Origin of the sequence: Sinorhizobium chiapasense, assembly GCF_045277575.1 — a bacterium.
Lineage (GTDB): Bacteria > Pseudomonadota > Alphaproteobacteria > Rhizobiales > Rhizobiaceae > Ensifer > Ensifer chiapasense_A.
Genome location: NZ_CP144205.1, coordinates 175999 through 201611, shown reverse-complemented (window position 1 = coordinate 201611; position 25613 = coordinate 175999). Strand labels below are relative to the sequence as shown.

Here is a 25613-nt window from a genome sequence, read left to right as displayed (position 1 = left end):
ACTTTATCTGACCGGTTTATCGATTTCTGTGATGTTTCGCGGCCTCGGCAAACCGAGGCCGCGACAAATGGCTCAGGCGCGCTGTTTCAACAGGTCGCGGATTTCCGAGAGGAGCTGGATATCTTGCGGCGGCGGCGCGGCCGGGGCCTCGTCCTTCTTCTTCTCGACAGAGGCGCGCAGCCGGTTCACGGCCTTGATCATCAGGAAGATGATCCAGGCGAGGATCAGGAAGTTGATGAGGACGGTGATGAAGCTGCCATAGGCGAAGACCGCGCCCTGCTGGCGGGCGGCGGCAAGCGACGTGGCCGTGACATTGGCCGAGAGGGGCAGGAAGTAGTTGGAGAAGTCGAAGCCGCCGCCCGTCAGCACGCCGACAATAGGCATCACCAAGTCATCGACGACCGACGTTACGATCTTGTTGAAGGCGGCGCCAATGATGACAGCGACTGCGAGATCCATCACGTTGCCGCGGGCAATAAACTCCTTGAACTCATTCAGCATGCGTCTCTCCGTATTATCCCCGTTGAAAGCGACCGCCGGCGCTGTCCCGCGCTGCAACCGTTTACGGAAACTAAACCAAAGCGAGCAGCGAGAAAACCTTTCTTTGCCTTTGGTCAAGCCGCGCCTGCGAAAAGAAGGACCAAATTCCCTTCTGCATCCGGCAGACCATTTTCTCTTGCAGCGTCTTGGACTTAAGACTCATGCACCGGGCAATTCTCAACCTGACAGACTTGTCCTATGCTTCCAGCCGGAGGAGTGAGGCATGCTTTCGGGTTCGGTCATCTTTGCCTCGGCCTTCGCCTATCTGCTGCTGCTGTTTGCAGTCGCGAGCTATGGCGACCGGCGGGCCAGGAGGAAAAGCGCTGCGCTGAAAGGCAGGCCGCTCGTCTATGCGCTCAGCCTTGCGATCTATTGCACGTCCTGGACCTATTTCGGCGGCATCGGGCTTGCGGCCGAGCGCGGGCTTGAATTCACCGGCATCTACATCGGGCCGATCCTGATGTTCACGCTGGGCATGCCGCTGATCCGCAAGATCGTCCGCCTTGCCAAGACCGAGAAGCTGACCTCCGTCGCCGACTTCCTCGCCGCGCGCTACGGCAAGAACCCGGCGGTGGCGGCAATCGTTGCGCTGATCTCGCTGGTCGGCGCCATCCCCTATATCGCTTTGCAGCTCAAGGCGATTTCAAGCTCCGTCGCAGCGATGATCAACACCAGCGACTATGGCATCGGCGCGGGGCAAAGTTTCATCGACCTGCCCCTGCTCGTGACCCTGTTCCTCGCCTGCTTCGCCATCGTCTTCGGCACGCGCCATACGGACGCTACCGAACATCAGGACGGGCTGATCCTGGCGATCGCGATGGAATCGCTTGTCAAACTCGTCGCGCTCGTCACTGCCGGCTTCTACATCGTTTTCGTCATCTTCAACGGTCCGGCGCATCTCTGGTCACTGGCCACCGAGAGCCCGGCCGTGCAGTCGGCGCTTTCCTATGAGACCCCGACCGCCCGATGGATCCTGCTGATCGTTACTTCCGCCTTTGCGATCATCATGCTGCCGCGGCAATTCCATGTGACCGTCGTCGAAAACCGGACCGACGGGGAACTGCGTACCGCCGGCATCCTCTTTCCGCTCTATCTGATCGGCATCAATCTCTTCGTGCTGCCGATCGCGATTGCCGGCATCCTTACCTTTTCGGGCTCCGGCGACGCGGATCTTTACCTGCTCACCCTGCCGCTCGCCAACGGCCTGCCGCTTCTGACGCTCATCACCTTCATCGGCGGCTTCTCGGCAGCGACGGCCATGGTCATCGTCGCCTCCGTGGCGCTGTCGATCATGATCTCCAACGATATCGTCATGCCGGTGTTCCTGCGCCGCAACCTCGGCCAGCGTGGCGGCCTGCAGGAAGATCTCGCCGGGACGCTGCTCAACATCCGCCGTTCGGCGATCTTCGTCGTGCTGCTGCTTGGCTATGGCTACTATCGCTCCGCCGACATCAGCGCCGGGCTTGCGTCGCTCGGGCTCTTGTCCTTCGTCGCCATCTCCCAGATGGCGCCGGCCATGCTCGGCGGCCTCATCTGGCGCCAGGCGAATGCGCGCGGCGCGATCACCGGCATGGTCTCCGGCTTCTTCGTCTGGGCCTATCTCTTGTTCCTGCCGAGCCTCGGCGGACCAGATAACTCGCAAGTCGCGGCAACGGTCTTAAGCTTCCTGCTGCCATTTACCGACCTGTTCTCGGGCCCCGGCGCCGATCCGCTGGTGAATGCCACGATGCTGAGCTTCCTCGTCAACTGCAGCGCCTATGTGCTGGCCTCGCTGACCCGGACGCCGAAGCCGATCGAGCGTTTTCAGGCCGGCGTCTTCATCACCCGGCGGTCGCGCACCGAAGGCACCTTCCGCGGCCGCAAGACCAAAGTCACGGTGCGCGATCTCAAGGCGACGATCGGCCGCTACATGGGCACCGAGCGCATGCAGCGCTCCTTCCACACCTACGAACGCCAATCCGGCCGCTGGCTGGACGACAACGCGCCGGCGGACATGGCGGTCGTGCATTTCTCCGAGCAGTTGCTCGGCAGCGCCATCGGCTCGTCCTCGGCGCGGCTGGTGCTCTCACTCGTCCTGCAGCGCGGCGACGATACGTCGTCGGACACGGCCTGGCTGCTCGACCAGGCAAGCGAGGCACTGCAATACAATCAGGACATGCTGCAGACCGCGCTCTCGCAGATGGACCAGGGCATTGCCGTCTTCGACAATGCCAACAACCTGATCATCTGGAACCGGCGCTTCCGCCAGTTGCTCGACCTGCCGGAAGCCGCCGGCCAGGTGGGCTTTCCGCTTGCCGATATCGTTTCGATCCTCACCAGGCGCGGCGATATCCGCAAGGACCAGGAAAAAGGATTGATCGCCAACTTCCTGACGCTCGACAAGCCCTTCCTGCTCGAACTTGGCAATGGCGAACGCATCATCGAAGTGCGCACCAATGCCATGCCCGACAAGGGCATCGTCACCACCTACACCGACATCACCCAGCGCGTAGCCGCCGACATGGCGCTGAAGCAGGCGAACGAGACGCTGGAACTGCGTGTGGCCGAGCGCACCGGCGAACTCACCCGCGTGAACCGGGAACTCGCCGAAGCCCGGGCAGCGGCGGAAGAGGCCAATATCGGCAAGACTCGGTTCTTCGCTGCCGCCGGCCACGACATCCTCCAGCCGCTCAACGCCGCCCGCCTCTACTCGTCCTCGCTGGTCGAGCGACTGGGTGATTCCGACGACAGCACGCTCGTCGAAAACATCGATTCCTCGCTCGAATCGGTCGAGGCCATTCTCGGTGCCGTGCTCGACATTTCTCGCCTCGACACCGGCGCGATGAAGCCGCGGCTACAATCCGTACCGCTCAACGACCTGCTCCGCCGTATCGAGACCGACTTCGCCCCGATCGCGCGCGCCAAGGATCTCGAACTGGTGGTCATGCCGACCTCGCTCACCGTGCGCAGCGATCCGAACCTGCTTCGCCGCGTGGTGCAGAACCTCGTTTCCAATGCGATCAAGTACACGCTCACCGGCAAGGTGCTGGTCGGAGTGCGCAGGCATGGCGCGATGGCGACGATCGAGGTGCTCGATTCCGGCATCGGCATCCCATCCTCCAAGTTCCGGACCGTCTTCAAGGAATTCGCCCGGCTCGACGAAGGCGCGCGCACCGCTTCCGGTCTCGGCCTCGGCCTATCGATCGTCGACCGCATCTCGCGCGTGCTCAATCATCCGGTCAGCCTGCAATCGACGCCCGGTAAGGGCACCGGTTTCAAGGTGACCTTGCCGCTCGACGCAAGCGCCGGCGAACGGGTCCCGGTCCGCCCGACCGTTCCCAACAAGGCGAGCGAGGCCCTCCACGGCCTGCGCGTGCTCTGCATCGACAACGAACCGCGCATCCTCGAGGGCATGAAAGTGCTGCTTTCGGGCTGGGGCTGCGTCGTCACTACGGCGGAATCGGTGGCCGCCTGCGCCGAGATGACGGGACAGCCGACAGAAATGCCGCACGCGATCATCGCCGACTATCATCTCGACGACGGCACCGGTATCGAGGCGATTGCAAAGATCCGGCTTTCCGCCGGCGAGGCGATCCCGGCCTTGCTGGTGACGGCCGACCGTTCGCCGGAAGTGCGCGCCGCAGCCGAGCGCGACGGCGTTTCGATCCAAAACAAGCCGGTGCGGCCGGCAGCGATGCGGGCGTGGCTGACGCAGCTTTCAACGGCGGCGCGAGCGGCCGCGGAATGAGCTACTGCATGTTTCCTTGGGGGAGATTGGCCAGCAGCACGCACCCCGCATCCCGAAAGCACGAAGCAGGCCGTAACCAAGACAATCGCGATCCAATCCGTTGGGTTATCGATGCAACGAGATATCGCCACGTGGCGATCTCCCCCCTTGTGGGGGAGATGCCCGGCAGGGCAGAGGGGGGTATCCATCCCGCTCAGCATCACTGGCGTGTACTCTGGCGTCTTAAAGGACGCGCGGCGCTGTAGGCTCGGCGTCGTGCCTCAGGCGGCAGCGACCGTGCCGATCTTCGAAAGCTGGATCACCGCCTGGGTGCGGCTGTCGACATTGAGCTTCAGCAGGATTGCCGAGACATGGGCCTTGATGGTCGCCTCGGAGACGCCGAGCTCATAGGCGATCTGCTTGTTGAGCAGGCCCTCGCCCAGCATGCTGAGGACCCGCGACTGCTGCGGTGTCAGCGTCTGCAGCCGCTGGAGCAGATCGGCGACTTCCGGTTCGTATTCCTGGGCCTGATCGTAACCGGCCGGCACGAAGACCTCACCGGCCATCACCTTCTCGATGCCCTCGCGGATCTCCTCGATCCCGGCCGACTTCGACAGGAAGCCGGACGCGCCGAGGTCCAGCGCGCGGTGGATCGTCGCCGGGTCATCGTGGGCGGAAACCACCATGACCGGCAGGCTCGGAAACTCGGCGCGAAGCGCAATCAGGCCGGAAAGACCGCTGACGCCGGGCATGGTCAGGTCCAGCAGCAGGAGATCGGCATCCGGACAATCGGCTGCGGCCTTGCGCGCGGCCGCGAAATCGCCCGCCTCGACGATGGAGGGGGCACCCTCCATGCCGCTGAGCGCCTGGCGCATGGCGCCCCGAAACAGCGGATGATCGTCCGCGATGATGATGGTCATGTCCGGCGTCATGTCGCTCCCTCCCAAGAGCCCGGTCTGCGACCTGCACGCCTCCACGCGCCGATCCGCATCCCGCATGGCCGATCCGGTGTCTCAGGTCTTCTGCGGCTCCGTCGCGGGGTCGCTGCCTTCGAGATCCTTCACGATATCCATGAACTTACGCATCATTCTTTCCATGATGCCCATTGTCCGGTCAATCTCTTCGTCGGTCGGAAGGTTCGGTTTCGCGATGCTTTCACCGGATTTGACGGCCTTTTCCAAGGTCTCCACCCGTTTGGTCAAAAGGTCGATCTCCAGTTCCAGCGCCGAGCGTTCGTCCGCTGCCATGCGGCAGACGAGTTCGCCATTCCGTTCCTGGCAGAGCGACACTTCGCCGGTTTGCGTATCGAGCCGGGCAATCCCGGTCTCGGATTTCTGCATGCTGTAGCGGCCGGGGGCCGGATCCTGCGCCGCGGCGATGCCGGCGGATGCCAGGCCGGCGCCGATCAGAAGTGCGACAGTAGCTTTTCTCATGACGTCCTCTCCGTTGCGGTCCTTGCCAGATAACGTCCGGCACATGAACGGGAAGAGCGAAATCGATCTTCACCACCGATTATGCGCGAATCGACGCCCTTCTGCGATGGACAATCGCCGATATTTGCGGCAAGGCCACGACAGAAGATTACGGGGGGCAGACGGGCACAATGGGTTCCATCATCTACAAGATCGTTCCGGCCTCGCTGTGGCAGGAAGCCAAGCGCAGCGGACGCTTCGACGGCGCACCCGTCGACCTCGCTGACGGCTTCATCCATTTCTCCACCGCCGAACAGGCCGTGGAAACGGCAGCGCGGCATTTCGAAGGACAGGAAGGCCTGCTTCTGGTCGCTGTCGACGGCGACGCGCTGGGCGAGGAACTGGTCTACGAACCCTCGCGCGGCGGCGCTCTCTTCCCGCATCTCTACGCACCCCTCTTCCTCTCCGCCGTGGTCTGGGAAAAACCCCTGCCGCTTGGCGCCGATGGCCTGCACATCTTCCCGGAACTTGACGCATGAATCCGCTTACCAATCTCGCCCGCCGCGGCCTCTTCCTGTTCGATCCCGAGACCGCGCACGGCCTGTCGATCAAGGCGCTGAGGTCCGGGGTTGTACCAAGCTGTCCGGCCAAGGCCGACAAACGACTTTCCCAGACGGTCGCCGGCATCGACTTCCCGAACCCGATCGGCATGGCGGCCGGCTATGACAAGAACGCCGAGGTGCCGGAAGCGCTCCTGAAGATCGGCTTCGGCTTCACCGAGATCGGCACCGTCACGCCGAAGCCGCAAGCTGGCAACGACAAGCCGCGCATCTTCCGACTGGTCGAGGACGAAGCCGTCATCAACCGCCTCGGCTTCAACAACGAGGGCCACGGCGCGGCGTTGGCACGGCTCAAGGCCTGCTCGCGCGCGGCGCTGATCGGTGTCAATATCGGCGCCAACAAGGATAGCGCCGACCGCGTTGCCGACTATGTGAACGGTATTCACACATTCTATTCCGTCGCCCGCTACTTCACCGCCAACATCTCGTCGCCGAACACGCCGGGCCTGCGCGACCTTCAGGCGCGCGAGAGCCTCGCCGCTTTGCTGTCCGCCGTGCTCGCCGCCCGCGACGAGGAAGCCCGCAGCAGCAACCGATATGTTCCGGTGTTCCTGAAGATCGCGCCCGACCTGACCGAGGAGGGCATGGACGACATCGCGGCCGAAGTTCTCGCCCACAATCTTGACGGCCTGATCGTCTCCAACACGACGCTGTCGCGTGAGGGCCTGAAGGACCAGCGTCAGGCGAAAGAAGCCGGCGGCCTCTCGGGCAAGCCTCTCTTCGAGAAATCGACGGCGGTCCTTGCCCGGATGCGCAAGCGCGTCGGGCCAAATCTGCCGATCATCGGCGTCGGCGGCGTAAGTTCGGCCGAGACCGCGGCGGAAAAGATCCGCGCCGGCGCCGACCTGGTCCAGCTCTATTCCTGCATGGTCTATGAAGGCCCGGCGCTGCCGGGCCGCATCGTGCGCGGCCTTTCCGATCTCTGCGACCGCGAGCGGCTCAGCTCGATCCGCGACATCCGCGACAGCCGTCTCGACTACTGGGCCGGCCGGAAAGTCTGACGCGCCTTCGCCGGAATTCTCGATAGCAGGAACAAGCCGCGCATCAGCAGGAAGAGGTTGAGGCCGGCCCAGAGGCCGTGATTGCCGAAAGCGGGCACCAACACGGCCAGCGCCGCGACGTAACCGACGAAGGCGGCGACCATCATGTTGCGCATCTCACGCGACCAGGTAGCACCGATGAAGACGCCGTCCATCAGGAAGGCGAGCGCGCCCGTCATCGCCGTCACCGACGCCCAGGGCAGATATTCGTAGGCGACGGCGCGAACGTCGGCCGCCGTCGTCAGGAGATCGATCAGCCGGTTACCGAACAGCAGGAAGGCGGCCGTCGTCAGGAGGGCGAGCCCCAGCGACCAGGCCGCCGTCAGCCGCAGCGCGCGGTCGAAGGCGGGGCGGTAGCGGGCGCCGATCGAGCGACCAATCAACTGTTCGGCAGCATTGGCGAGGCCATCGAGGTAATAGCCGGCGACCAGGAAGATCGTCATCAGCACCGCGTTTGCCGCAAGCGTCACCGGCCCGAAGGCAGTGCCGATGCGCGTCATCAGCGTGAAGGCGGCGAGCAGCACGAAGGAACGGATCATGATGTCGCGATTGAGGCCGAAGAGCGGCTTCAAGCGTTCGCGATCGAAGATCAGCGCCCAGCTCGGTGCGTCCTTACGATCGAAGCGACCATAGACGATGGCAAAGCCGGCGAGCGCGCCGATCACTTCGCCGGTGACGGTTGCGAGCGCCACGCCCATCACGCCCCAGCCGAGAATGAGACCGAGCAGGATCGACAGGACGATGTTGATCCCGTTGATCAACGTCTGCAGCATCAGACCAATCGTACCTTCGCCACGACCGAGGACAAAGCCGAGAATGGCGTAGTTCGCAAGGGCGGCCGGACCGGAGATGATGCGGTAGAGAAAGTAGGTGCTGGTTACTTCAGCCACTTCCGGCTCCGGCCCCATCAGCCAGAGGCCGCCCGAAAGCAGCAGCGGCGAAACGAGAACGATCGCGAGACCGCAAACAAGCGCGATGACCAGCGATCGCCAGAACACGGCCTGCTGCTCGCGCCGGTCGCCACGGCCATAGGCCTGAGCGACGAGACCGGTGGTCGCCGCGCGCAGGAAATTGAAGGTGGTGAAGATCAGGTCGAACATCACGGCGCCAACCGCGAGCCCCGCCAATAGCGTCGCCTGCCCCATACGGCCAACGACAGCCGTATCGACAAGACCGAGCAGCGGTGTCGTCAGGAAGCCGAGCGTCATCGGCAGCGCAATCGCCAGGATCAGCCGGTGGGTGACGTGAAACGGGCCGGCAGTGTCGCACGGCGAGGCGGAGGAAGCGGTCATCGAACGGTCCGGCGTGATGGGAAGGTGGTGACCGTTGTAGGGAATGAGCATGGGCGGATGCAAGGTGCCATGTGTTGTTGATCCGCGAGGAGTGTCGGCGCCTGCGAAAGCCCCTCGGGGAGAGGGGACATGGCAAACGCAACATTATGCCCCCGGTGGCTATCGGCGGAGCTGTCCAGTCAACAGTTGCTATGGATTAGAAAGGGCGCGGCAAGTCCCCTTCTCCCCGTCATAACGGGGAGAAGGTCCCGGCAGGCGGATGAGGGGCGGCCCGGGATGCAAACGGTCGTGAACGCAGGTCAGCCCGACAGCACCATCGCCCAAAAGGGGCGGTTGTCGGAGGCGGCGCTCTGGGCGACGGCAACGCCGAGGCCGCGATAGTTGCCGAGCATGTTTTCGAGATGCTTCGGCGACTTGTACCAGGCGTCATAGGCGCGTTCGGCGTCGTCCTGGCCCATGGCGATGTTTTCGGCCGCCGGCAGGGTTACGCCCTGGCCCTTCATGCGATCGTAGAAACTGTCGTTCCAGCCGATGAGATGCTGCATCTTGCCGACCTTGGCCATGCGTACCGCCTGGTTCATCGCTGCGAGCGAGGCCGCGTGGTCCGCCACCAGATCGGTCAACCCCTTGCCCTTGCGCAGCTTGTTGACATAACCGAGGCTCGCCTCGGTCTGGTCGCTGCTGGTGCCGCTTTCAGGCGTCAGCACCTTGGACGTCGTGCAGCCGGCCAGAGCGCCGAGCGAAAGAATGGCGCTTGCGCGCAGCAGGCCGCGGCGTTCGATCAGAAGAAACCGGTCGTGCATCATCAGCGCCGGTAGCTCAGAATACGCAGGATCACGAAGGCCGGCACGACGATCGCGGCACCCAGCAGCAGATAGTCGCCCACCCGGCCGAGCGCGGCAAAACCGGTGTACCAGAGGTCGAGCAGGAAGTTGCGGACCGCGAAATAGATATCGGTCGGATACCAGCCGAAGACGGTCATGACGAAGCCGACGAGGATCGACACCACGACGAGCTTGACCAGCACGCGCAGCGGCGTATCACCCAAGATTCTGTTCATTCCGTCCGACATCCGCGAACTTCTCCTGTTTGCCTTCACATAAGCCGCGATCGGCAGCGTCGCAAGTCATTGGATCCGGCAGACCCGGCCCAAGCTTCCGTTTGCGCCAAATTCCGCTTGTGTTTTACGGCATCCGGCGTCAGAAGCGCTGATCGCAACCAATATCTCACATCGATGACGCTCAACCAGCTCTCCTCCGGCGACCTGATCGCCGACCGCCGCGCCGACTACGCAAAAATGCTTGCCGAAGGCGGCGAGCCCGGAAGCGCGGCCGAACTCATGGCACAGGCGCTCGAACGGGCGCCGGACTGGGCAGCCGGCTGGTTTCGGCTGGCGGACTATGAGGAAAAATCGGGCCGGAAAGAGGCGGCAATCGACGCACTCAGAAAAACCCTGGAGCTCAGCCCCGAGGACATCTTTGGTGCCGGCCTCAAGCTGGCGCTTCTCGGCGCCGCCGCGATGCCGGAACAGCCGCCGAGCCTCTATGTCGAGCGCCTCTTCGACGACTATGCCGACCGCTTCGACAAGGCCCTGGTGGAGAAGCTCGGCTATACCGTGCCGCAGAAGCTCGCGACCCTGATCCAAAGCCACACTGGAGGCCTCATCTTCGAGCATGTGACGGATCTCGGCTGCGGCACCGGCCTCTTCGGCGAACGCATCCGGGATCAGGCGCAATTTCTCGAAGGTTTCGACATCTCCATCAACATGCTCGCCAAGGCCGAGGCGAAATCCACCTATGATCGGCTGGCACGCGCCGATCTTTCACTCCCGCCGGAGACCTCCGGCATCTTCGGCAACTTCGCTCCCGCCCGAGCCGATCTCGTCAGCGCCGCCGACGTTCTCATGTATCTCGGCAATCTCGACAGCGTCTTCGACATTACCCTCCGACTGCTTGCCGCCGACGGCTACTTCGGCTTTTCCGTCGAGGATGCGGGCGATGGCGTGGATTTCCTGCTGCGGCCGTCGCTGCGCTATGCCCATAGCGAAGCCTATATCCGCGGCCTCTGCGCGGCGCATGGGCTGGAGCTCAAGGCCATCGAGCGCACCGTCATCCGCATGGATGCCGGCGAACCGGTTTTCGGTATCCTGTTTCTGGCGCGCAAGCCTGCGTAAAACGCAAGGCAGAGTCGCAAAAATAAGTCAGCATTACTGACATATTTTTCTTGATTGTTGTTGTGCATTGCAGCATTGCTGTGGTCATCGCAATCGAGGTTTTGCCATGGCTCAGATCAGCAGCGTTTTCGGCCTCTGGAACACCAGCCCGACCCGGCACACGCCGGTCGAGGACCTGCAGGGCATCTTCACCGGCAGCCTGATCGCCGCCCTCGGCCTCTACTTCCTCGCAAGCGCCGGCCTCTTGACCGGCAGCACGGCGGGCGTCGCCTTCCTGCTGCACTATGCGTTCGGCATCAATTTTGGTCTTGCCTTCTTCCTGCTCAACCTGCCGTTCTTCTACCTGTCACTGAAGCGGCTCGGGCCAGCCTTTACAGTCAAGACCTTCATTGCAATCGGCCTCACCTCGTTCCTCACCGACGTCCAGTCGCGTCTCTTCCAGATCGGCACGATCCAGCCCGCCTGGGCGGCATTGCTCGGCGGCCTGCTGCTCGGTTACGGATTGTTGGCGCTCTATCGCCACCGCGCCAGCCTCGGCGGCGTCGGCATTCTCGGTATTTACCTGCAGGAGCGTTTCGGCATTCGCGCCGGTCTCGTGCAGCTTGCGATCGACATGGTCGTGCTCGTCGCCGCCTTCGGCGTGACGTCGCCCACCGTCGTCGCCTGGTCGGTGCTCGGCGCGGTCGTCCTCAACCTGTTCGTGGCCATCAACCACCGCGCCGATCGCTACATCGCGCTTTAAGAACGTCGCGAGAACTAAGCAGCCTTTGCCGGCGCGTCGACCGGATGCTGCGAACGGAAGCCGACGGCGCTGCAGGCTTCTCTTTTGGCGGATTTGATCTACCTTTGTTCTCCGTGAACAGGATCGATTCCCCAGAGCTGCAGGGCGACGCCCTGACCCTGCCTGCCCCCTTTCTACGCTGGTTCGGCGAAAAGGGCTGGCGGCCGCGCGCCCACCAGCTCGAGCTCTTGGCACGGGCCGAGGCCGGCGAAAGCACGCTGCTGATCGCGCCGACGGGCGCCGGCAAGACGCTGGCCGGCTTCCTGCCGTCGCTCGTCGAACTCACCCGCCGCGGCAGGATCCCGCCGGGCTCCGCCTTCGTCGGCATTCACACGCTCTATATCTCGCCACTGAAGGCACTTGCCGTCGACATCGAGCGCAACCTGATGAAGCCGGTCGGCGAAATGGGGCTTCCGGTGCGTGTCGAAAACCGCACGGGCGACACGCCGACCGCCAAGCGGCAGCGGCAGAAACTCAATCCGCCGGACATCTTGCTGACGACGCCGGAACAGCTGGCGCTGTTGCTCGCCAACGGCGAGGCAACGCGCTTCTTTAAAGACCTGCGCTATGTCGTCTTCGACGAATTGCATTCGCTCGTCACCTCGAAGCGTGGCCATCTTCTGTCCCTCGGCCTCGCGCGGCTTCGCCGGCTGGCGCCGCGGCTGCAGACGATCGGGCTTTCGGCGACGGTCTCCGATCCCATGGATCTGCAGCGCTGGCTGGCACCACAGACGCCGGATAACAACGACCATGCCGGGCTCGTGCTCGTGGACGGCGGCGCCAAGCCGCAGATCTCCATCCTCAAGACGGAGGAGCACGTGCCCTGGTCGGGACACTCGGCGCGCTACGCCATCGCCGATGTCTATGCCGCGATCAAGGAGCACGGCACCACCCTGCTCTTCGTCAACACCCGCAGCCAGGCGGAGCTTCTCTTCCAGGAGCTCTGGACGATCAACGACGACAATCTGCCGATCGCGCTGCATCACGGCTCGCTCGATGTCGCCCAGCGCCGCAAGGTCGAGGCGGCGATGGCGGAGAACCGGCTGCGCGCCGTGGTCGCCACGTCGACGCTCGACCTCGGCATCGACTGGGGCGACGTCGATCTCGTCGTACATGTCGGCGCACCGAAGGGCGCAAGCCGCCTTGCCCAGCGCATCGGCCGCGCCAACCACCGCATGGACGAACCGTCGAAGGCGATCCTGGTACCGGCCAACCGCTTCGAGGTGATGGAATGCCAGGCGGCGCTCGACGCCAACTATATCGGTGCGCAGGATACGCCGCCGGTCGGCAAGGGCGCGCTCGACGTGCTCGCCCAGCACGTGCTCGGCATGGCCTGCGCCGCACCTTTCGACCCGCTGTCGCTTTACGACGAGATCACCACCGCCTCGCCCTACACGACGCTTGCCTGGGAGACCTTCGAACGGGTGATCGACTTCGTCGCGACCGGCGGCTACGCGCTGAAAACCTATGAGCGCTATGCCCGCATCCGCAAGACCAAGGAGGGACTCTACCGTGTCTCCAATCCGCTGGTGGCGCAGCAATACCGGCTGAACGTCGGCACCATCGTCGAGTCGCCGATGCTGAACGTGCGCATGGTCAAGCGCAACCAGCGCGGCTCGCTCGGCCGCGGCGGCATGTCGCTCGGCAAGGTCGAAGAATATTTCCTCGAAATGCTGTCCCAGGGCGACACCTTCATGTTCTCCGGCAAGGTGCTGCGCTTCGAGGGTATCCGCGAGAACGAATGCCTCGTCAGCCAGGCCTTCACCTTTGACCCGAAGGTGCCAAGCTATGCTGGCGGAAAATTTCCGCTCTCGACCTATTTGGCGCAGCAAGTGCGCAAGATGCTCGCCGATCCGGCACGCCGGGCAGCGCTGCCGGAACAGGTGCGCGACTGGCTGTCCCTGCAGAAGGACGTCTCGATGCTGCCGCGTGAGGACGAACTGCTGATCGAAACATTCCCGCGTGGCAGCCGCCACTACATGGTCGCCTACGCCTTCGAAGGACGACTGGCGCACCAGACGCTCGGCATGCTGCTCACCCGCCGCCTCGACCGCGCCGGGCTGAAGCCGCTCGGCTTCGTCGCGACGGATTACTCTCTAGCAGTCTGGGCGCTCGACGACCTCGGCGCCACCTTCGAGCTTCGCCGCGGCGCGCTTGCCGAGCTCTTCGACGAGGACATGCTCGGCGACGACCTCGAGGCCTGGCTGAACGAATCCTTCCTCCTTAAACGCACCTTCCGCAACTGCGCCGTCATCGCCGGTCTGATCGACCAGCGCCATCCCGGCAAGGAAAAGACCGGCCGGCAGGTGACTGTCTCGGCCGACCTCATTTACGACGTATTGCACGCGCACGAGCCGGACCACCTGCTGCTCGAGGCGACCCGCAACGATGCGGCAACGGGGCTTTTGGACATCGCCCGGCTGGGGGATATGCTGAAGCGAATCAAGGGCCACATCACCCATCGACGGCTTGACCGGATTTCGCCGCTGGCGGTGCCCGTGATGCTGGAGATCGGCAAGGAAATGGTCCAGGGCGAGGCGCAGGACTTCCTGCTTTCGGAGGCCGCCGACGACCTGATCAACGAGGCGATGGGCTACGATGCGGACCGATAGGCAAGTCGTTTTGAGAAAGAGCAGTCTGTCGCGTTGGGCGGGCTACCCCCCTCTGGACGCTCTGTCGCGTCCGGCGGCTTACCCCCCTCTGGCCTGCCGGCCATCTCCCCCACAAGGGGGGAGATTGGTTCGTGGCTGGCCGCTCGTTCCAAGGGGAAGGTTCGTGCAACTGGCGAGACTCCAGACTGGCATGCGGAGCGTGCTGCACGTAATCTCCCCCCTTGTGGGGGAGATGGCCGGCAGGCCAGAGGGGGGTGTCACCCCGAGCAATTCTTACATCACTATGGTGGCATGACCATGCACCGCCTCGCTCACACTCTATCGGCTCCGACGACAGCCCCCCTCCTCCAGGCGCAGACGATCATCAACGGCGTCGCGGCGATTTGCGATCCGCTCGGCGGCCTTTATCTGCCGGAGACGGGCACGCTCGTCGTCTCCGACCTTCACCTGGAAAAAGGCTCCGCCTTCGCCCGCCGCGGCATGCTTTTGCCGCCCTACGATACGCTTGCGACCCTGCGCGTACTGGAAGCCGCGATCGCCCGCCACGACCCGAAGCTCGTCATCAGCCTCGGTGACAATTTTCACGATCGCGTCGGCTCGGCGGTGATGCCGGATACCTTCCGGCACATGATCGCATCGATGGCACATGGACGCGAATGGGTCTGGATCAACGGCAATCACGACCCGGACGGCGCCTTTGGGCTCCCGGGCGCTTCGATGGACGAGCTCAGCCATGCCGGCCTCGTCTTCCGGCATGAGCCGAGGCGCGGCGAAGCCGTCGGCGAAATTGCCGGCCATCTGCACCCCGCAGCAACGGTGGTGAGACGCGACAGAGCCGTGCGCCGCGCCTGCTTTGCGACGGATGGCACGCGCATGCTGATGCCCGCCTTCGGCGTCACGACCGGCGGGCTCGACCTCCGGCATCGGGCGATGACCGGCCTTTTCGACCGCAGCAAGCTTGTCGCCCATATGCTCGGGCGCGACCGGATCTATTCGGTCCGCTTCGCCAATCTCATTGCCTGACGTTTGGGGAAAGCGTGCAGTCCGTCCGCACGCCGCCACGGCCCTGGTCAGAACGCGTTGAAGGTCAGCGTCGTCAGCGATCGCGAGATGCCCGGCACCGTGGCAATGTTGTCGTTGATGAACTTGCCGATGTCCTGGCCTTCTTCGATGTAGATCTTGATGATCAGGTCGTAGTCGCCGCTCGTCGAATACATTTCCGAAACGATTTCCTTGCGGTAGATCTCGTCAGCAACCTCGTAGGTCTTGCCGGGAGCGCACTGCAACTGGACAAAAATCGGTTTCATCGGGCTTCCTCTGTCTGTGTCGCGTCGCTTGCCGCCACAAGTGCAAGCGTCGCTTTCTCGAACCCTGCGCCCTTCGGCGCGGCGCGTTCAGATCAACATCTTAGGGATGTCCCGGTACTCTATCCCTGAAACATCCTGCCGCCCCTTCTTTAAACGCGCACCGGGAAAAAGGAAACGCAAGGCCAGCTCCTGCCCCAAACTATTCCTTGCGGAAGATGAGGCTCGCACCCCAGCCGGTAACGACCGCGAGCAGCACGGCAACGAGGCCGTAGAAAAGCGGCTGCTGATGCGCAGCCTGGGTAATGAACTGTTCCAGGCCAGTCTTGACGACACGCAGGGGCAGCGCCTTGGCGGCAACGAAGACGCCATCGCGAAAGAGATAGGCACGCACCACATGGACACCATTCGGGACGTTGGCCGGCAGGCGTACCGAAGCCTTGAACAGGCTGGCACTGATGAATTGCACGCCGCCCGGATCGCGTTCATAGACGCCGCTCGTCTCACGGATGCGGCGGAAAGCGTTGCGGAACTCGCCGAGATTGCTGCCGTCGCCGACGAAGCCGAGCGGCACCAGCCGCATGTGATCGACGCCGATGCCCATATTGCCCATCTCGCCGGGCGGCGCGATCGTCTCGATATCGCGCGTCGAAGACAGCGAATAGGATTCCGGCACCAGCTCGAAGGTCATGGAGCTGGTGTTCACCCAGATGCCGAAGACGCGCTCCTTCTTGCGCACCGTCGCATTGTCCTTCGGGCCTTCGAGGGTCACGATGATGTTGTACCTGCCCTGGGCCAGTAGCCCCTGGTCGAAGCCGTCGACAGCGCCGAAGATCGTCAGATCCGCGCCGCGAAAATCCGAGGTGATGGCGATCTCGTCGCTGGAGATGCCGATTTCCAGCTTTTCCGTGAGGTCGGCGTTTTCATCCTGAAGCGCGGCATCGGCCGGCGCCGCCAGGGCCAAGGCGAAAAGAACGAGGGCTGTGCGAGCGAAGCGGATCATCAGAAACCGAACCCCGCTGATACGACCGAATAGATGTCCTTCGGCGGGATGACGAGTTCGATCGCCAGACGAATGCCGACGGCAAGAACGAGGAGCGCCAGCAGCGCACGCAATTGTTCGCCGCGCAGCTTCTGGCCGACGCGCACGCCATATTGCGCGCCGATGACGCCGGCGATCATCAGGACGAAGGCGAGCACGATATCGACGGTATAGTTGGTCGATGCCTGGACGATCACCGTATAGGCGGAGACGAAGATGATCTGGAACAGCGAGGTGCCGACCACGACGTTGGTCGGGATGCGCAGCAGATAGATCATCGCCGGCACCATGATGAAGCCGCCGCCGACACCCATGACCGAGGTCAGGATACCGATGCAGAAGCCGAGGCCGACGACGGGAATGACGCTCAGATAGATCTTCGACTTCTTGAAGCGCATCTTCAGCGGCAGGCCATGCACCCAGTTGTGCTGTCCGGGGCGGCGCAAGGTCGTCGCCTGGTTCTTGGCGGCCTTGCGCATGGCGGTGATGCTCTCCCAGAGCATCAGGCCGCCGACGGTACCGAGCAGCACGACATAGAGCAGAGAGATCACCAGATCGAGCTGGCCGAGGCGGCGCAGCAGCGAAAACAGCCAGACGCCGACCGTCGCGCCTGCAAGACCGCCGCATAGGAGCACCGTGCCGAGCTTGATGTCGATGGTGCCGCGGCGGAAATGGGTGATCGCGCCCGAGATCGACGAGGCCACCACCTGGTTGGCGCCGGTCGCCACCGCCACGACAGGCGGAATATTATAGAAGATCAGGAGCGGCGTGATCAGGAAGCCGCCGCCGACGCCGAACATGCCGGATAGAAAGCCGACGGCTGCGCCCATACCGAGAATGATGAGTATGTTCACCGACAACTCTGCGATGGGCAGATAGATCGTCACGCCGGGTCCTCGATATGCCAATGGCCCGCAATGCGGGCAAACCGGTTAGTGTGGCAAGCAATTCACCACGAATGAGGGATTATTCGAAAGGCCGGCACCTCTCCCGAGGGCGAGGCGGCCTCCGTCATGCACTCCTGCAGCGTTGCGCTTCCACCAGGACGTGCCAAGGTCACGGTCGGACCTTGATTGCTGCATCAATTCTTCCCTAGCCTGATTCCGATTAAGGAATTATGCAGCAGGCCTGACATTTCAACCTTTTCAGCCACATGGCAGACAGCTTCGCCACCCGCAATCCGTGTCGCCCGGTTCTGCGGCTTTATTACGGCGCAAGCCCAAAGCTCAGGAATTGCGCTTCAGCAATTCCTTGACCAGCTGTTCGGTGATTTCGCCCGTCGGCTCCTGGCCGATCGACTTCTGGAAGGCCTTGATGGCGGCCACGGTCTTCTTGCCCATCTGGCCGTCCGGCTTGCCGGCATCGAAACCGTTGTTGTTCAGGATCGCCTGGATGTTGCGGACCGCCTTGGTCATGTCGACGCTGGCAGTCTTGTTGGCAGGGCCGACCCAGGCATCCGGCACATCGACCGTGTTCGCCTTGGCGTCGACCGGCTGCGCCTTCCAGGCATCGGCCTTTGCCTTGGCACTTTCGAGCTGCTCAGGCTTCATCGCCTTGGCAACTTCGTCACGCTTGGCGGCGGCATCCATATCGCCTTCGCGGGCGGCGGCCGAGAACCACTTGTAGGATTCGGTCAAATCCTGCGGCACGCCGTTGCCTCGCGCATAGAGGACGGCGAGGTTGAACTGGCTATCGCGAATACCGAGTTCGGCAGCCTTTGCGAACCACTTCGTTGCCTCGGCAAAGTCAGGCGAACCATTGCGGCCGCTCGCCAGCATCACCGCAAGGTTGTGCATGGCGCTGGCGTTGCCCTGGCCGGCGGCGGAAAGATAGAGTGCCTTGGCCTTGGCGGCGTCACGCGTTACGCCCATGCCTTTTTCATACATGCTCGCGAGACGATACTGCGCAGGAACGACGCCGGCGTCTGCGGCGCGCTGATACCATTTGGCGGCTTCCGCCATGTTTTCAGGGACACTACGGCCCTCGCTGAAGCGGGCGCCGATTTCGAAGAAGGCAAGCGGGTCGCCACCCTTGGCGGCCGTCACCAGAGCGGCCGGGCCGAAACCCTCCGGCAGCACGATCTCGCTCGGTGCAGCGACCGATGCCAGCGCGGTCGCCGCCGCGCCATCGGCCGGCGAACTGACAACAGCGGCGCCATCGGCGGGTGCGTTGCCGACCGGCGTCGGCTGGAACTCGGAGGCCGGCGAAGCAGTTTTCGTTTCTGCGGCCGGCGCAAACATCGGTACTTCTTCTTCGGCCGGCGTCGCAATGGTGGTCGTCGGCACGGCCGTTGCCGGTACCGAGATCGACGTTTCGGATAGCTTCGCTGGTGCTTCGACGGAATCGAGAGGTGCTGCGACAGGGGTCTCGGAGGCCGTGATGGGGGTCGCAGCCGGGGCCACGGCCGCCGTCTGCGGCAAGAGGTCGTCTGCGATCTTGTTCTCGCGCGATTCCGGCACCGCCCGCTGCTCGATGATCGCCGCCGGCTCCACCGGTGCGGTCTCGTGCTTCTTCAGCATGTTGCTGACCAGCGGATAGGACATGATCGCCAGCAGCACCGCACCGACGGCCATCAGGATCGGCCGGCGGTGGCGAGCGAAAGCGCCGCCGATGCCGGAGGTCTTGCCGCCTTGCCCCACCTTGTTCAGGGTGTCGGCTTCCTCGACCGCGAGCTGGGCGGCACGACGGGCGGCAGCGATGAAATCCGACTTGTCGCCATCGGCAGGCTGAACGCCCGCCTTGCTCATCTGGCCGGCACGCACGCGTTCCAGGATCTTCTTGACGTCGGGAACGCCGGAACCCGGCTCCAGGAGCTGATTGGCTTCCTCGGGCGCAAGCATTTCGGAGGGATCGATCGACGGCGTCGGCTCGACGATCTGCCGGGCCTGTTCCGGTGCCTGCTCGGAGCGTTTGCCGGAGAAACGCCGGGTGAGGCCGGCAAGCAGGCCGGTACGGCTTGCCGCGGCCGGTTCGCGAACGTCTTCGACTTCAACGGTCGAGACCTGTTGTTCATCGGCAAAAGCCGTTGCCGCCTCGCCGGTCTGCGCGGCCACAGTCTGATCTTCGGCCTGCAAGGCGCGGACATTGCGCTGCAGGTCCTGGTAACGGTCGTCGAGATCGTTGCCGCCGAAGGGATCGTCGAATTCCGACTGTGCGGCCTTGGGCATCTGCGCGGGTTCGCGCAGGACAGGCGCTTCAGCCCGCGCGGGCATTGCCGGCTCGCGATTTTCGATGCGCTCCAGCTTGTCGGCGATATGCACGAGGGTCTCGTGCAGAGCCTCGAAGGTGCGCGCCGTGCGCTCTTCGCTGGAGCGGCTCAGGTCTTCCAGCGTGCGGAGATCCTCGGCAAGCGCCGAGATGGCAGCCAGATCTCCGCCGGCGCCTCGGGGAGAGCCGTTCTTGGCATAGGCTTCCATTACCGCTTCGGCCGCCTGGCGGGCGGCCTCGACGATGTATTCGTCGCTGGTCGAGAGGTAATCCTCGAGCGCACTCATGCGGTTTTCAAAATCAGCGGGCATTGCGCTTGCAGCCACGTCGGCGCGCGGCTGGCTGACCAGCGTCGACAGATTGGCGATCTGCGCTTCGAGGTTCTGCAGGGCGGCGCGATCGTCGAACGGAGCAGCGTGGGTCTCTTCCAGACGCTGCGCGATGCCGACCAGCCGATCTTCCAGGCGATCGAAGCGCGGGTCGGATGCCGGTTGACCGCCATGGGAGTCAAGTTCGTCGATCCGGCGTGCCAGATAGTCGAGCCGTTCGGCCAGCGCGTCGTTGACGCTGCCCTGATCCAGGGCCTCGATCTTGCGGGAAATATCCGACAGGTAATCGCCGAGATCCGCCTGCGCGCTCCTGTTGCTGCGCTCCATCAGCAGCGAAAGCTGGTCGAGACGTTCCTCCAGCCGGGCGGCAGCCTTTTCGCTGGCGAGGTCCTCGACCCGGGCCGTCAAAGCCTCCAGGCGTGCGCCGAGCCCGGAATCGTTGGGGCGTGACAGGTTGTCGATCTGGCGGGAAAGGTCGCCGAGTCGGCTCTCCAGCCGATTGACGAAGCCGCCGTCGAGACCGGTCGTCGTGCGGCTGTTGGCAGCGATGGCGCGGCTGATTTCGTCGAGCCGGCTGTCGAGATCGGCAAACTGCGAGACGAGGCGGCGGTCGTCGGGCTGGATCTGGCGGCCCAGCATTTCGATCGCCTGGGCAACGGCGATCAGCTTGTCTTCCAGCGCATCGACGGCGGAGCTGTTCTTCAGCGAGCCGATCTGCGACTTGATTTCGTCCAGCCGATAAGCAAGCGCCACCAGTTCGTCGTCACGGTTCTGATCAAAGGCGATCAACCGGTCCTCGACGCCGTTCCAGCGGCTCTCCATGCGGCGCATGCTGTCTTCACGCGCCAGACCGTCGATCATGGCGCGCAGTTCGTCGAAGTCGCCGCGCAGCGCATCGGCCTGGGCCGGGGAGGCCTGGCGGCCGAGCTGCTGGATGCTGTCGGCGAGGCGCTGCATGTCGCCGCGCACGTCTTCGGCGAAGCTGTGATCCTGCGCCTGGGCCTTGATGCCGCGAATTTCGGATCGCAGCGAATTCATCTCGCGCGTCAGCCCGTCGGTGATGTCGCGCTTGAGATCCTGGCGCAGACCGACCAGCGCTTCGGCAATATCGTTGACGGCCGACGACGGACGCTGCGGCTGGCTGTGAAGCGGTTGTCGGCTCGGCTCGTCGACGAAGCGGTCGGAGACGGGGCGCTCAGAGACGAGGCGTTCGGGGGTATAACGTTCCGGCTCGCGCTGCGGCAGCCGGTCGCGAAGGGAGGGGCGCTCGCGCGAAGCGCTGAGGCTGCGCTGGCGCTGCATGATTTCGGCGACGGCGTCGCGCGGAGATGCCGGTTCTCGGGCGGGTTCGCGGGCCGGCAGGCGCTCGCGCTCAGGCGGCCTTGGCGCCACGTCGCGCGCAGCGCCGCTCATCAGGCCTTCGATCCGCGCCTCAAGTCCCTCGATGGTGCGGTTCAAGGCGTCGAGCGATGGCCGCTCGCCATAGGACTGGCTGCCTGCGCGCTGAGGATTTGATCGCGATCCATTCATGGTGTTCTTCGCCCCTGTCGTCGGCCATCTCGAAAGTCGTCACGGAAGAAAACAGCTTTCTTCACCCCTGTGGCGCTTCCGACGTGGGCAAAGCTACAACGACACGACGCCAGGACTGGTTGCAGCTTCGACCATCTCAACACGCACCTTTCATGAAACGTGGTAAACAAGCCGTTAACCTGCCCATGATTTTTAACGATTTGGCAGGATCGGCGGCGAGCGCGGGGTCTCCGGCGCCCCTCTCCGCTCCCCCTGGTGTCCGCAACGAAACTTCGCGGCCCGCAATTTTTGACGTTTACGCAAACGTCAAAATTTTGTAGCATCCTGTCAACGATGCGAGACCGCCTAGAGCATCCGGCTTTCACGTGGCATCACTGGAAGCGGAAAGATGCTCTAGAATCAAAGTGCTAGGGCCGTCCCTTCCACGTTCGTCCGAACGCACGGCGCCCTAGAGGAGGGCGGCGCATCCGGCATCCTGCAACCGGGCGTCGACGACGAGACGCCCGAAGCACCAAAGGCGAGGAAAGAATGCCCATCTACAAGGCTCCAGTCGACGACACCCTTTTCATCCTGAACGACGTGCTCGGCATCGAACGCTACAACAATCTTCCGGGCTTCGCCGACGCGACGCCCGACATGATCGAAGCGATCGTCGGCGAAGCCGCCAAGCTCGCCGAAGAGGTTCTGTTCCCGATCAATCTCTCCGGCGATCAGGAAGGCTGCAAGCGCCACGACGACGCATCGGTCAGCGTGCCGAAAGGGTTCAAGGAAGCCTTCGATCTCTACCGTGAAGGCGGCTGGCTCGGCCTTGCCGTTCCAGAGGAATTCGGCGGCCAGGGTCTGCCCTATACGCTGCACACCGCCGTCGGCGAATACATGTCCTCGGCCAACATGGCACTGACCATGTATCCGGGCCTCACCCAGGGCGCGATCGCCGCGATCCTCGTTCACGGTTCGGACGAACAGAAGCAGGCCTATCTGCCGAAGATGGTGGCCGGCACCTGGACCGGCACCATGAACCTGACCGAACCGCATTGCGGCACCGACCTCGGCCTGCTGCGCACCAAGGCAGTGCCCGCCGGCAACGGCGCCTACAAGATTTCCGGCCAGAAGATCTTCATCTCCGCCGGCGAACACGACATGTCGGACAACATCATCCACCTGGTGCTTGCCCGCATCGAGGGCGCCCCGGAAGGCGTGAAGGGCATCTCGCTGTTCATCGTGCCGAAGTTCAAGCTGAATGCCGACGGCGAGCCGGGCGAACGCAACGGCGTTTCCTGCGGCGCGATCGAACACAAGATGGGCATCCACGGCAACGCCACCTGCGTCATGAACTATGACGAGGCCGAGGGCTACCTGATCGGCGCCGAGAACAAGGGCCTCAACGCCATGTTCGTGATGATGAACGAGGCCCGCCTCGGCGTCGGCATGCAGGGCCTCTCGATCGCTGAAGTCGCCTACCAGAACGCCGCCAACTATGCCCGCGACCGCATCCAGGGTCGCTCGCTTTCCGGCCCGAAAGCGCCGGACAAGAAGGCCGACCCGATCATCGTGCATCCGGACGTCCGCCGCACGCTGATGACGATCAAGGCCTTCAACGAAGCCGGTCGCGCCTTCACGCTGTGGACCGCGCTGAAATCCGACATCGCCCACCGCTCCGACAATGAAACCGATCGCCAGACGGCCGATGACATCCTCGGCCTGATGACGCCGATCCTGAAGGGGGTGCTGACCGACAAGGGCTTCGACCACGCCGTCATGGCGCAACAGATGTTCGGCGGCCACGGCTACATCGAAGAACACGGCATGAGCCAGTATGTCCGTGATGCCCGTATCGCCATGATCTACGAAGGCGCCAACGGCATCCAGGCGCTCGACCTCGTCGGCCGCAAGCTGGGCTTGAACGGCGGCCGTGCCGTCATGGCGCTGTTCAAGGAGATCGGCGACTTCTGCGAGGAAAACCGCAGCAACGAGAAGCTCGCCGCCTATACCAAGGCGCTGAAGAAGGGCCTCAACGACCTGCAGGCCGCCACCATGTGGTTCATGCAGAACGCCATGGCCAAGCCCGACAATGCCGGCGCCGGCTCGACCGACTACATGCACCTCTTCGGCCTCGTCGTGCTTGGCTACATGTGGGCGAAGATCGCCAAGACCGCCGAGGAAAAACTTGCCTCTGGCGAAACGGCGCGCGCAGACTATCTGAAGAACAAGCTGATCACCGCGACCTTCTTCATGGAAAGGATCCTGCCGGAAACGGCGCTGCGCAAAGCCCGCATCGAAACCGGTGCCGACACGCTGATGGCGCTCGACGCGGCCGCTTTCTAATCTCGCCGCGGACTCGATCTAAAATGTTTGACTGGCGGCACCTTCCGGTGCTGCCGAAAGGGAGATGAGACATGACGAAAGTCTTCGTTTACGACCACGTGCGCACGCCGCGCGGCCGTGGCAAGAAGGACGGATCGCTGCACGAAGTGCCCTCCGTACGCCTCGCCGCCAAGATGCTGGAAGCGGTGCGTGACCGCAACGACCTCGATACGTCGACCGTCGACGACATCATCATGGGCTGCGTCGATCCGGTGATGGATGCCGGTTCGGTGATCCCGAAGGCTGCCGCCTTCGAAGCCGGTTATTCCACCCGCGCACCGGGCATGCAAATCTCGCGTTTCTGCGCCTCCGGCCTCGACGCCATCAACTTCGGTGCGGCGAAGATCGCCCAGGGCGCCGACGACATCGTGATTGCCGGTGGCGTCGAGAGCATGTCGCGCGTCGGCCTCGGCATGTCCGGCGGTTCCTGGTTCATGGATCCCTCGGTCAACCTGCCGGCGTTCTTCATGCCGCAGGGCGTTTCCGCCGATCTGATCGCCACGAAGTACGGCTTCAGCCGTGACGACGTCGATGCCTATGCGGTGGAAAGCCAGAAGCGCGCGGCGCATTCCTGGGAGAAGGGCTACTTCAAGAAGTCCGTCGTTCCGGTCAAGGACCAGAACGGCCTGACGATCCTCGACCGTGACGAACATATGCGTCCCGGCACCGACATGCAGGCGCTGGCCGCGCTCAACCCGTCGTTCCAGTTACCAGGCGAGATGGGCGGCTTCGAAGCCGTCGGCATCCAGGCGCATCCGGAAATCGAGAAGATCAACTACGTGCACCATGCCGGCAACTCCTCCGGCATCGTCGACGGCGCCGCAGCCGTGCTGCTCGGCTCCAAGGCCGGCGGCGAGAGCATGGGCCTGAAGCCTCGCGCCCGCATCCGCGCCTTCGCCAATATCGGCTCCGACCCGGCGTTGATGCTGACCGGCCCGGTCGACGTCACCGAAAAGCTTCTGAAGCGCGCCGACATGAAACTGTCCGACATCGATCTCTTCGAGCTCAACGAAGCCTTCGCCGCAGTCGTGCTGCGCTACATGCAGGCCTTCGACATCCCGCACGACAAGATCAACGTCAACGGCGGCGCGATCGCCATGGGCCATCCGCTCGGCGCCACCGGCGCGATGATCCTCGGCACCGTGCTCGACGAACTGGAACGCCGCGATCTCAACACCGCGCTCGTGACACTATGCATCGGCGCCGGCATGGGTACGGCCACGGTCATCGAAAGGGTCTGACGATGGACGTGATGCGCCGCACGCTTCTCGGACTGATAAGCCTGGGGCTGCTTGCAGCCGCCGGCTGCGTCTCCGACGAGGAAGAGGGCGGCGACAGCTTCACGCTCACCGGTGCGATCACCAATGTCGCCAGCGGTCCGGTTCCGGCCGGCGCCGTCACCATAAGGCTCGAGGACCAGGGCGTGGCGGACGCCGCCGCCAAGCTGATTGCCGAGACATCGGTCGTCAGCGACGGCAAGGCTACCCGCGTGCCCTTCGTGCTGCAGGTGCCGAAGCCTGCGGTCGACAAGGCCGCCGATGCGGGCTTCACCATCCGCGTCGAGCGCGACGGACGGCTGATCGCCACCAACACCAGCAAACAACGTTTAAGCGGCAGATCGAACGTCTCGCTGCAGATCGAACCCATTCTCTACTGAGGGG

20 protein-coding genes are annotated in these 25613 nt (G+C 63.7%); 10 read left to right on the top strand and 10 right to left on the bottom strand.

Annotation, left to right across the window (positions count from 1 at the left end; translation table 11 throughout):
- Nucleotides 1-72 precede the first annotated feature (72 nt).
- A complete protein-coding gene (mscL, locus tag QM996_RS00920) occupies nt 73-501 on the bottom strand; it encodes a large-conductance mechanosensitive channel protein MscL (RefSeq protein WP_500268900.1) in 429 nt (142 codons plus the stop codon).
- Nucleotides 502-763: 262 nt separating this feature from the next.
- On the opposite strand from mscL, the gene QM996_RS00915 reads away from it, so the two are divergent.
- Nucleotides 764-4267: a PAS domain-containing hybrid sensor histidine kinase/response regulator gene (locus QM996_RS00915; protein WP_500268899.1), complete on the top strand. Its 3504-nt coding sequence runs from the start codon at nt 764-766 to the stop codon at nt 4265-4267.
- Nucleotides 4268-4527: 260 nt separating this feature from the next.
- On the opposite strand, the gene QM996_RS00910 is transcribed toward QM996_RS00915, so the two are convergent.
- Together QM996_RS00910 and QM996_RS00905 are read right to left on the bottom strand one after the other, a co-directional pair.
- Nucleotides 4528-5178, bottom strand: a complete 651-nt coding sequence (locus QM996_RS00910; RefSeq protein WP_483501271.1) for a response regulator — start codon at nt 5176-5178, stop codon at nt 4528-4530.
- Between the two features lie 81 nt (nt 5179-5259).
- Entirely contained in the window at nt 5260-5679 is a 420-nt protein-coding gene (locus QM996_RS00905) for a hypothetical protein (protein WP_500268898.1), read from the bottom strand.
- Between the two features lie 170 nt (nt 5680-5849).
- On the opposite strand from QM996_RS00905, the gene QM996_RS00900 reads away from it, so the two are divergent.
- Both QM996_RS00900 and QM996_RS00895 read left to right on the top strand, forming a co-directional pair.
- Nucleotides 5850-6197 (top strand): DUF952 domain-containing protein, encoded by a 348-nt coding sequence (locus QM996_RS00900; protein WP_173515525.1) that lies wholly within the window; start codon nt 5850-5852, stop codon nt 6195-6197.
- On the top strand, nt 6194-7279 hold the full coding sequence (locus QM996_RS00895) for a dihydroorotate dehydrogenase (protein ID WP_500268897.1): 1086 nt from the start codon (nt 6194-6196) through the stop codon (nt 7277-7279). Before QM996_RS00900 ends, QM996_RS00895 begins: the two co-directional genes overlap by 4 nt.
- Here the strand turns inward: QM996_RS00895 and QM996_RS00890 are convergent.
- The 3 genes from QM996_RS00890 to QM996_RS00880 all read right to left on the bottom strand — a co-directional run bounded on the left by QM996_RS00890 (nt 7255) and on the right by QM996_RS00880 (nt 9682).
- Nucleotides 7255-8610, bottom strand: coding sequence for an MATE family efflux transporter (locus tag QM996_RS00890; RefSeq protein ID WP_500268896.1), 1356 nt, complete (start codon nt 8608-8610; stop codon nt 7255-7257). The genes QM996_RS00895 and QM996_RS00890 overlap by 25 nt on opposite strands.
- A gap of 299 nt (nt 8611-8909) precedes the next feature.
- Entirely contained in the window at nt 8910-9413 is a 504-nt protein-coding gene (locus QM996_RS00885) for a CAP domain-containing protein (protein ID WP_500270363.1), read from the bottom strand.
- A 2-nt stretch (nt 9414-9415) separates the two neighbouring features.
- Nucleotides 9416-9682 (bottom strand): DUF6460 domain-containing protein, encoded by a 267-nt coding sequence (locus tag QM996_RS00880; RefSeq protein ID WP_500268895.1) that lies wholly within the window; start codon nt 9680-9682, stop codon nt 9416-9418.
- Nucleotides 9683-9844: 162 nt separating this feature from the next.
- Between QM996_RS00880 and QM996_RS00875 the strand changes: the two genes are divergently transcribed.
- From QM996_RS00875 to pdeM, 4 genes are all read left to right on the top strand, one after another.
- On the top strand, nt 9845-10783 hold the full coding sequence (locus QM996_RS00875) for a class I SAM-dependent methyltransferase (protein WP_500268894.1): 939 nt from the start codon (nt 9845-9847) through the stop codon (nt 10781-10783).
- 106 nt (nt 10784-10889) lie between these two features.
- On the top strand, nt 10890-11525 hold the full coding sequence (locus QM996_RS00870; protein ID WP_500268893.1) for a YitT family protein: 636 nt from the start codon (nt 10890-10892) through the stop codon (nt 11523-11525).
- Between the two features lie 104 nt (nt 11526-11629).
- Complete coding sequence (locus QM996_RS00865) at nt 11630-14176, top strand: ligase-associated DNA damage response DEXH box helicase (protein WP_500270362.1); 2547 nt, start codon at nt 11630-11632, stop codon at nt 14174-14176.
- A 291-nt stretch (nt 14177-14467) separates the two neighbouring features.
- The gene (gene pdeM / locus QM996_RS00860; protein WP_500268892.1) at nt 14468-15199 is read left to right on the top strand and encodes a metallophosphoesterase; all 732 of its coding nucleotides are present in this window, start codon (nt 14468-14470) and stop codon (nt 15197-15199) included.
- A 47-nt stretch (nt 15200-15246) separates the two neighbouring features.
- Here pdeM and QM996_RS00855 read toward each other — a convergent pair whose 3' ends face one another.
- The 4 genes from QM996_RS00855 to QM996_RS00840 all read right to left on the bottom strand — a co-directional run bounded on the left by QM996_RS00855 (nt 15247) and on the right by QM996_RS00840 (nt 21588).
- Nucleotides 15247-15483 carry an Lrp/AsnC ligand binding domain-containing protein gene (locus tag QM996_RS00855; RefSeq protein ID WP_065774359.1) on the bottom strand — a complete coding sequence of 79 codons (237 nt, stop codon included), beginning with the start codon at nt 15481-15483 and terminating at the stop codon, nt 15247-15249.
- A 199-nt stretch (nt 15484-15682) separates the two neighbouring features.
- The gene (locus QM996_RS00850) at nt 15683-16483 is read right to left on the bottom strand and encodes a TIGR02186 family protein (protein WP_500268891.1); all 801 of its coding nucleotides are present in this window, start codon (nt 16481-16483) and stop codon (nt 15683-15685) included.
- A complete protein-coding gene (locus QM996_RS00845; RefSeq protein WP_500268890.1) occupies nt 16483-17409 on the bottom strand; it encodes a sulfite exporter TauE/SafE family protein in 927 nt (308 codons plus the stop codon). Before QM996_RS00845 ends, QM996_RS00850 begins: the two co-directional genes overlap by 1 nt.
- A gap of 339 nt (nt 17410-17748) precedes the next feature.
- Nucleotides 17749-21588, bottom strand: a complete 3840-nt coding sequence (locus QM996_RS00840) for a peptidoglycan-binding protein (protein ID WP_500268889.1) — start codon at nt 21586-21588, stop codon at nt 17749-17751.
- Nucleotides 21589-22116: 528 nt separating this feature from the next.
- Between QM996_RS00840 and QM996_RS00835 the strand changes: the two genes are divergently transcribed.
- The 3 genes from QM996_RS00835 to QM996_RS00825 all read left to right on the top strand — a co-directional run bounded on the left by QM996_RS00835 (nt 22117) and on the right by QM996_RS00825 (nt 25609).
- Nucleotides 22117-23913, top strand: a complete 1797-nt coding sequence (locus QM996_RS00835) for an acyl-CoA dehydrogenase family protein (RefSeq protein ID WP_500268888.1) — start codon at nt 22117-22119, stop codon at nt 23911-23913.
- Nucleotides 23914-23984: 71 nt separating this feature from the next.
- Nucleotides 23985-25193 (top strand): acetyl-CoA acetyltransferase, encoded by a 1209-nt coding sequence (locus QM996_RS00830; protein WP_500268887.1) that lies wholly within the window; start codon nt 23985-23987, stop codon nt 25191-25193.
- A gap of 2 nt (nt 25194-25195) precedes the next feature.
- Nucleotides 25196-25609, top strand: a complete 414-nt coding sequence (locus QM996_RS00825) for a YbaY family lipoprotein (RefSeq protein WP_500268886.1) — start codon at nt 25196-25198, stop codon at nt 25607-25609.
- Nucleotides 25610-25613 lie beyond the last annotated feature (4 nt).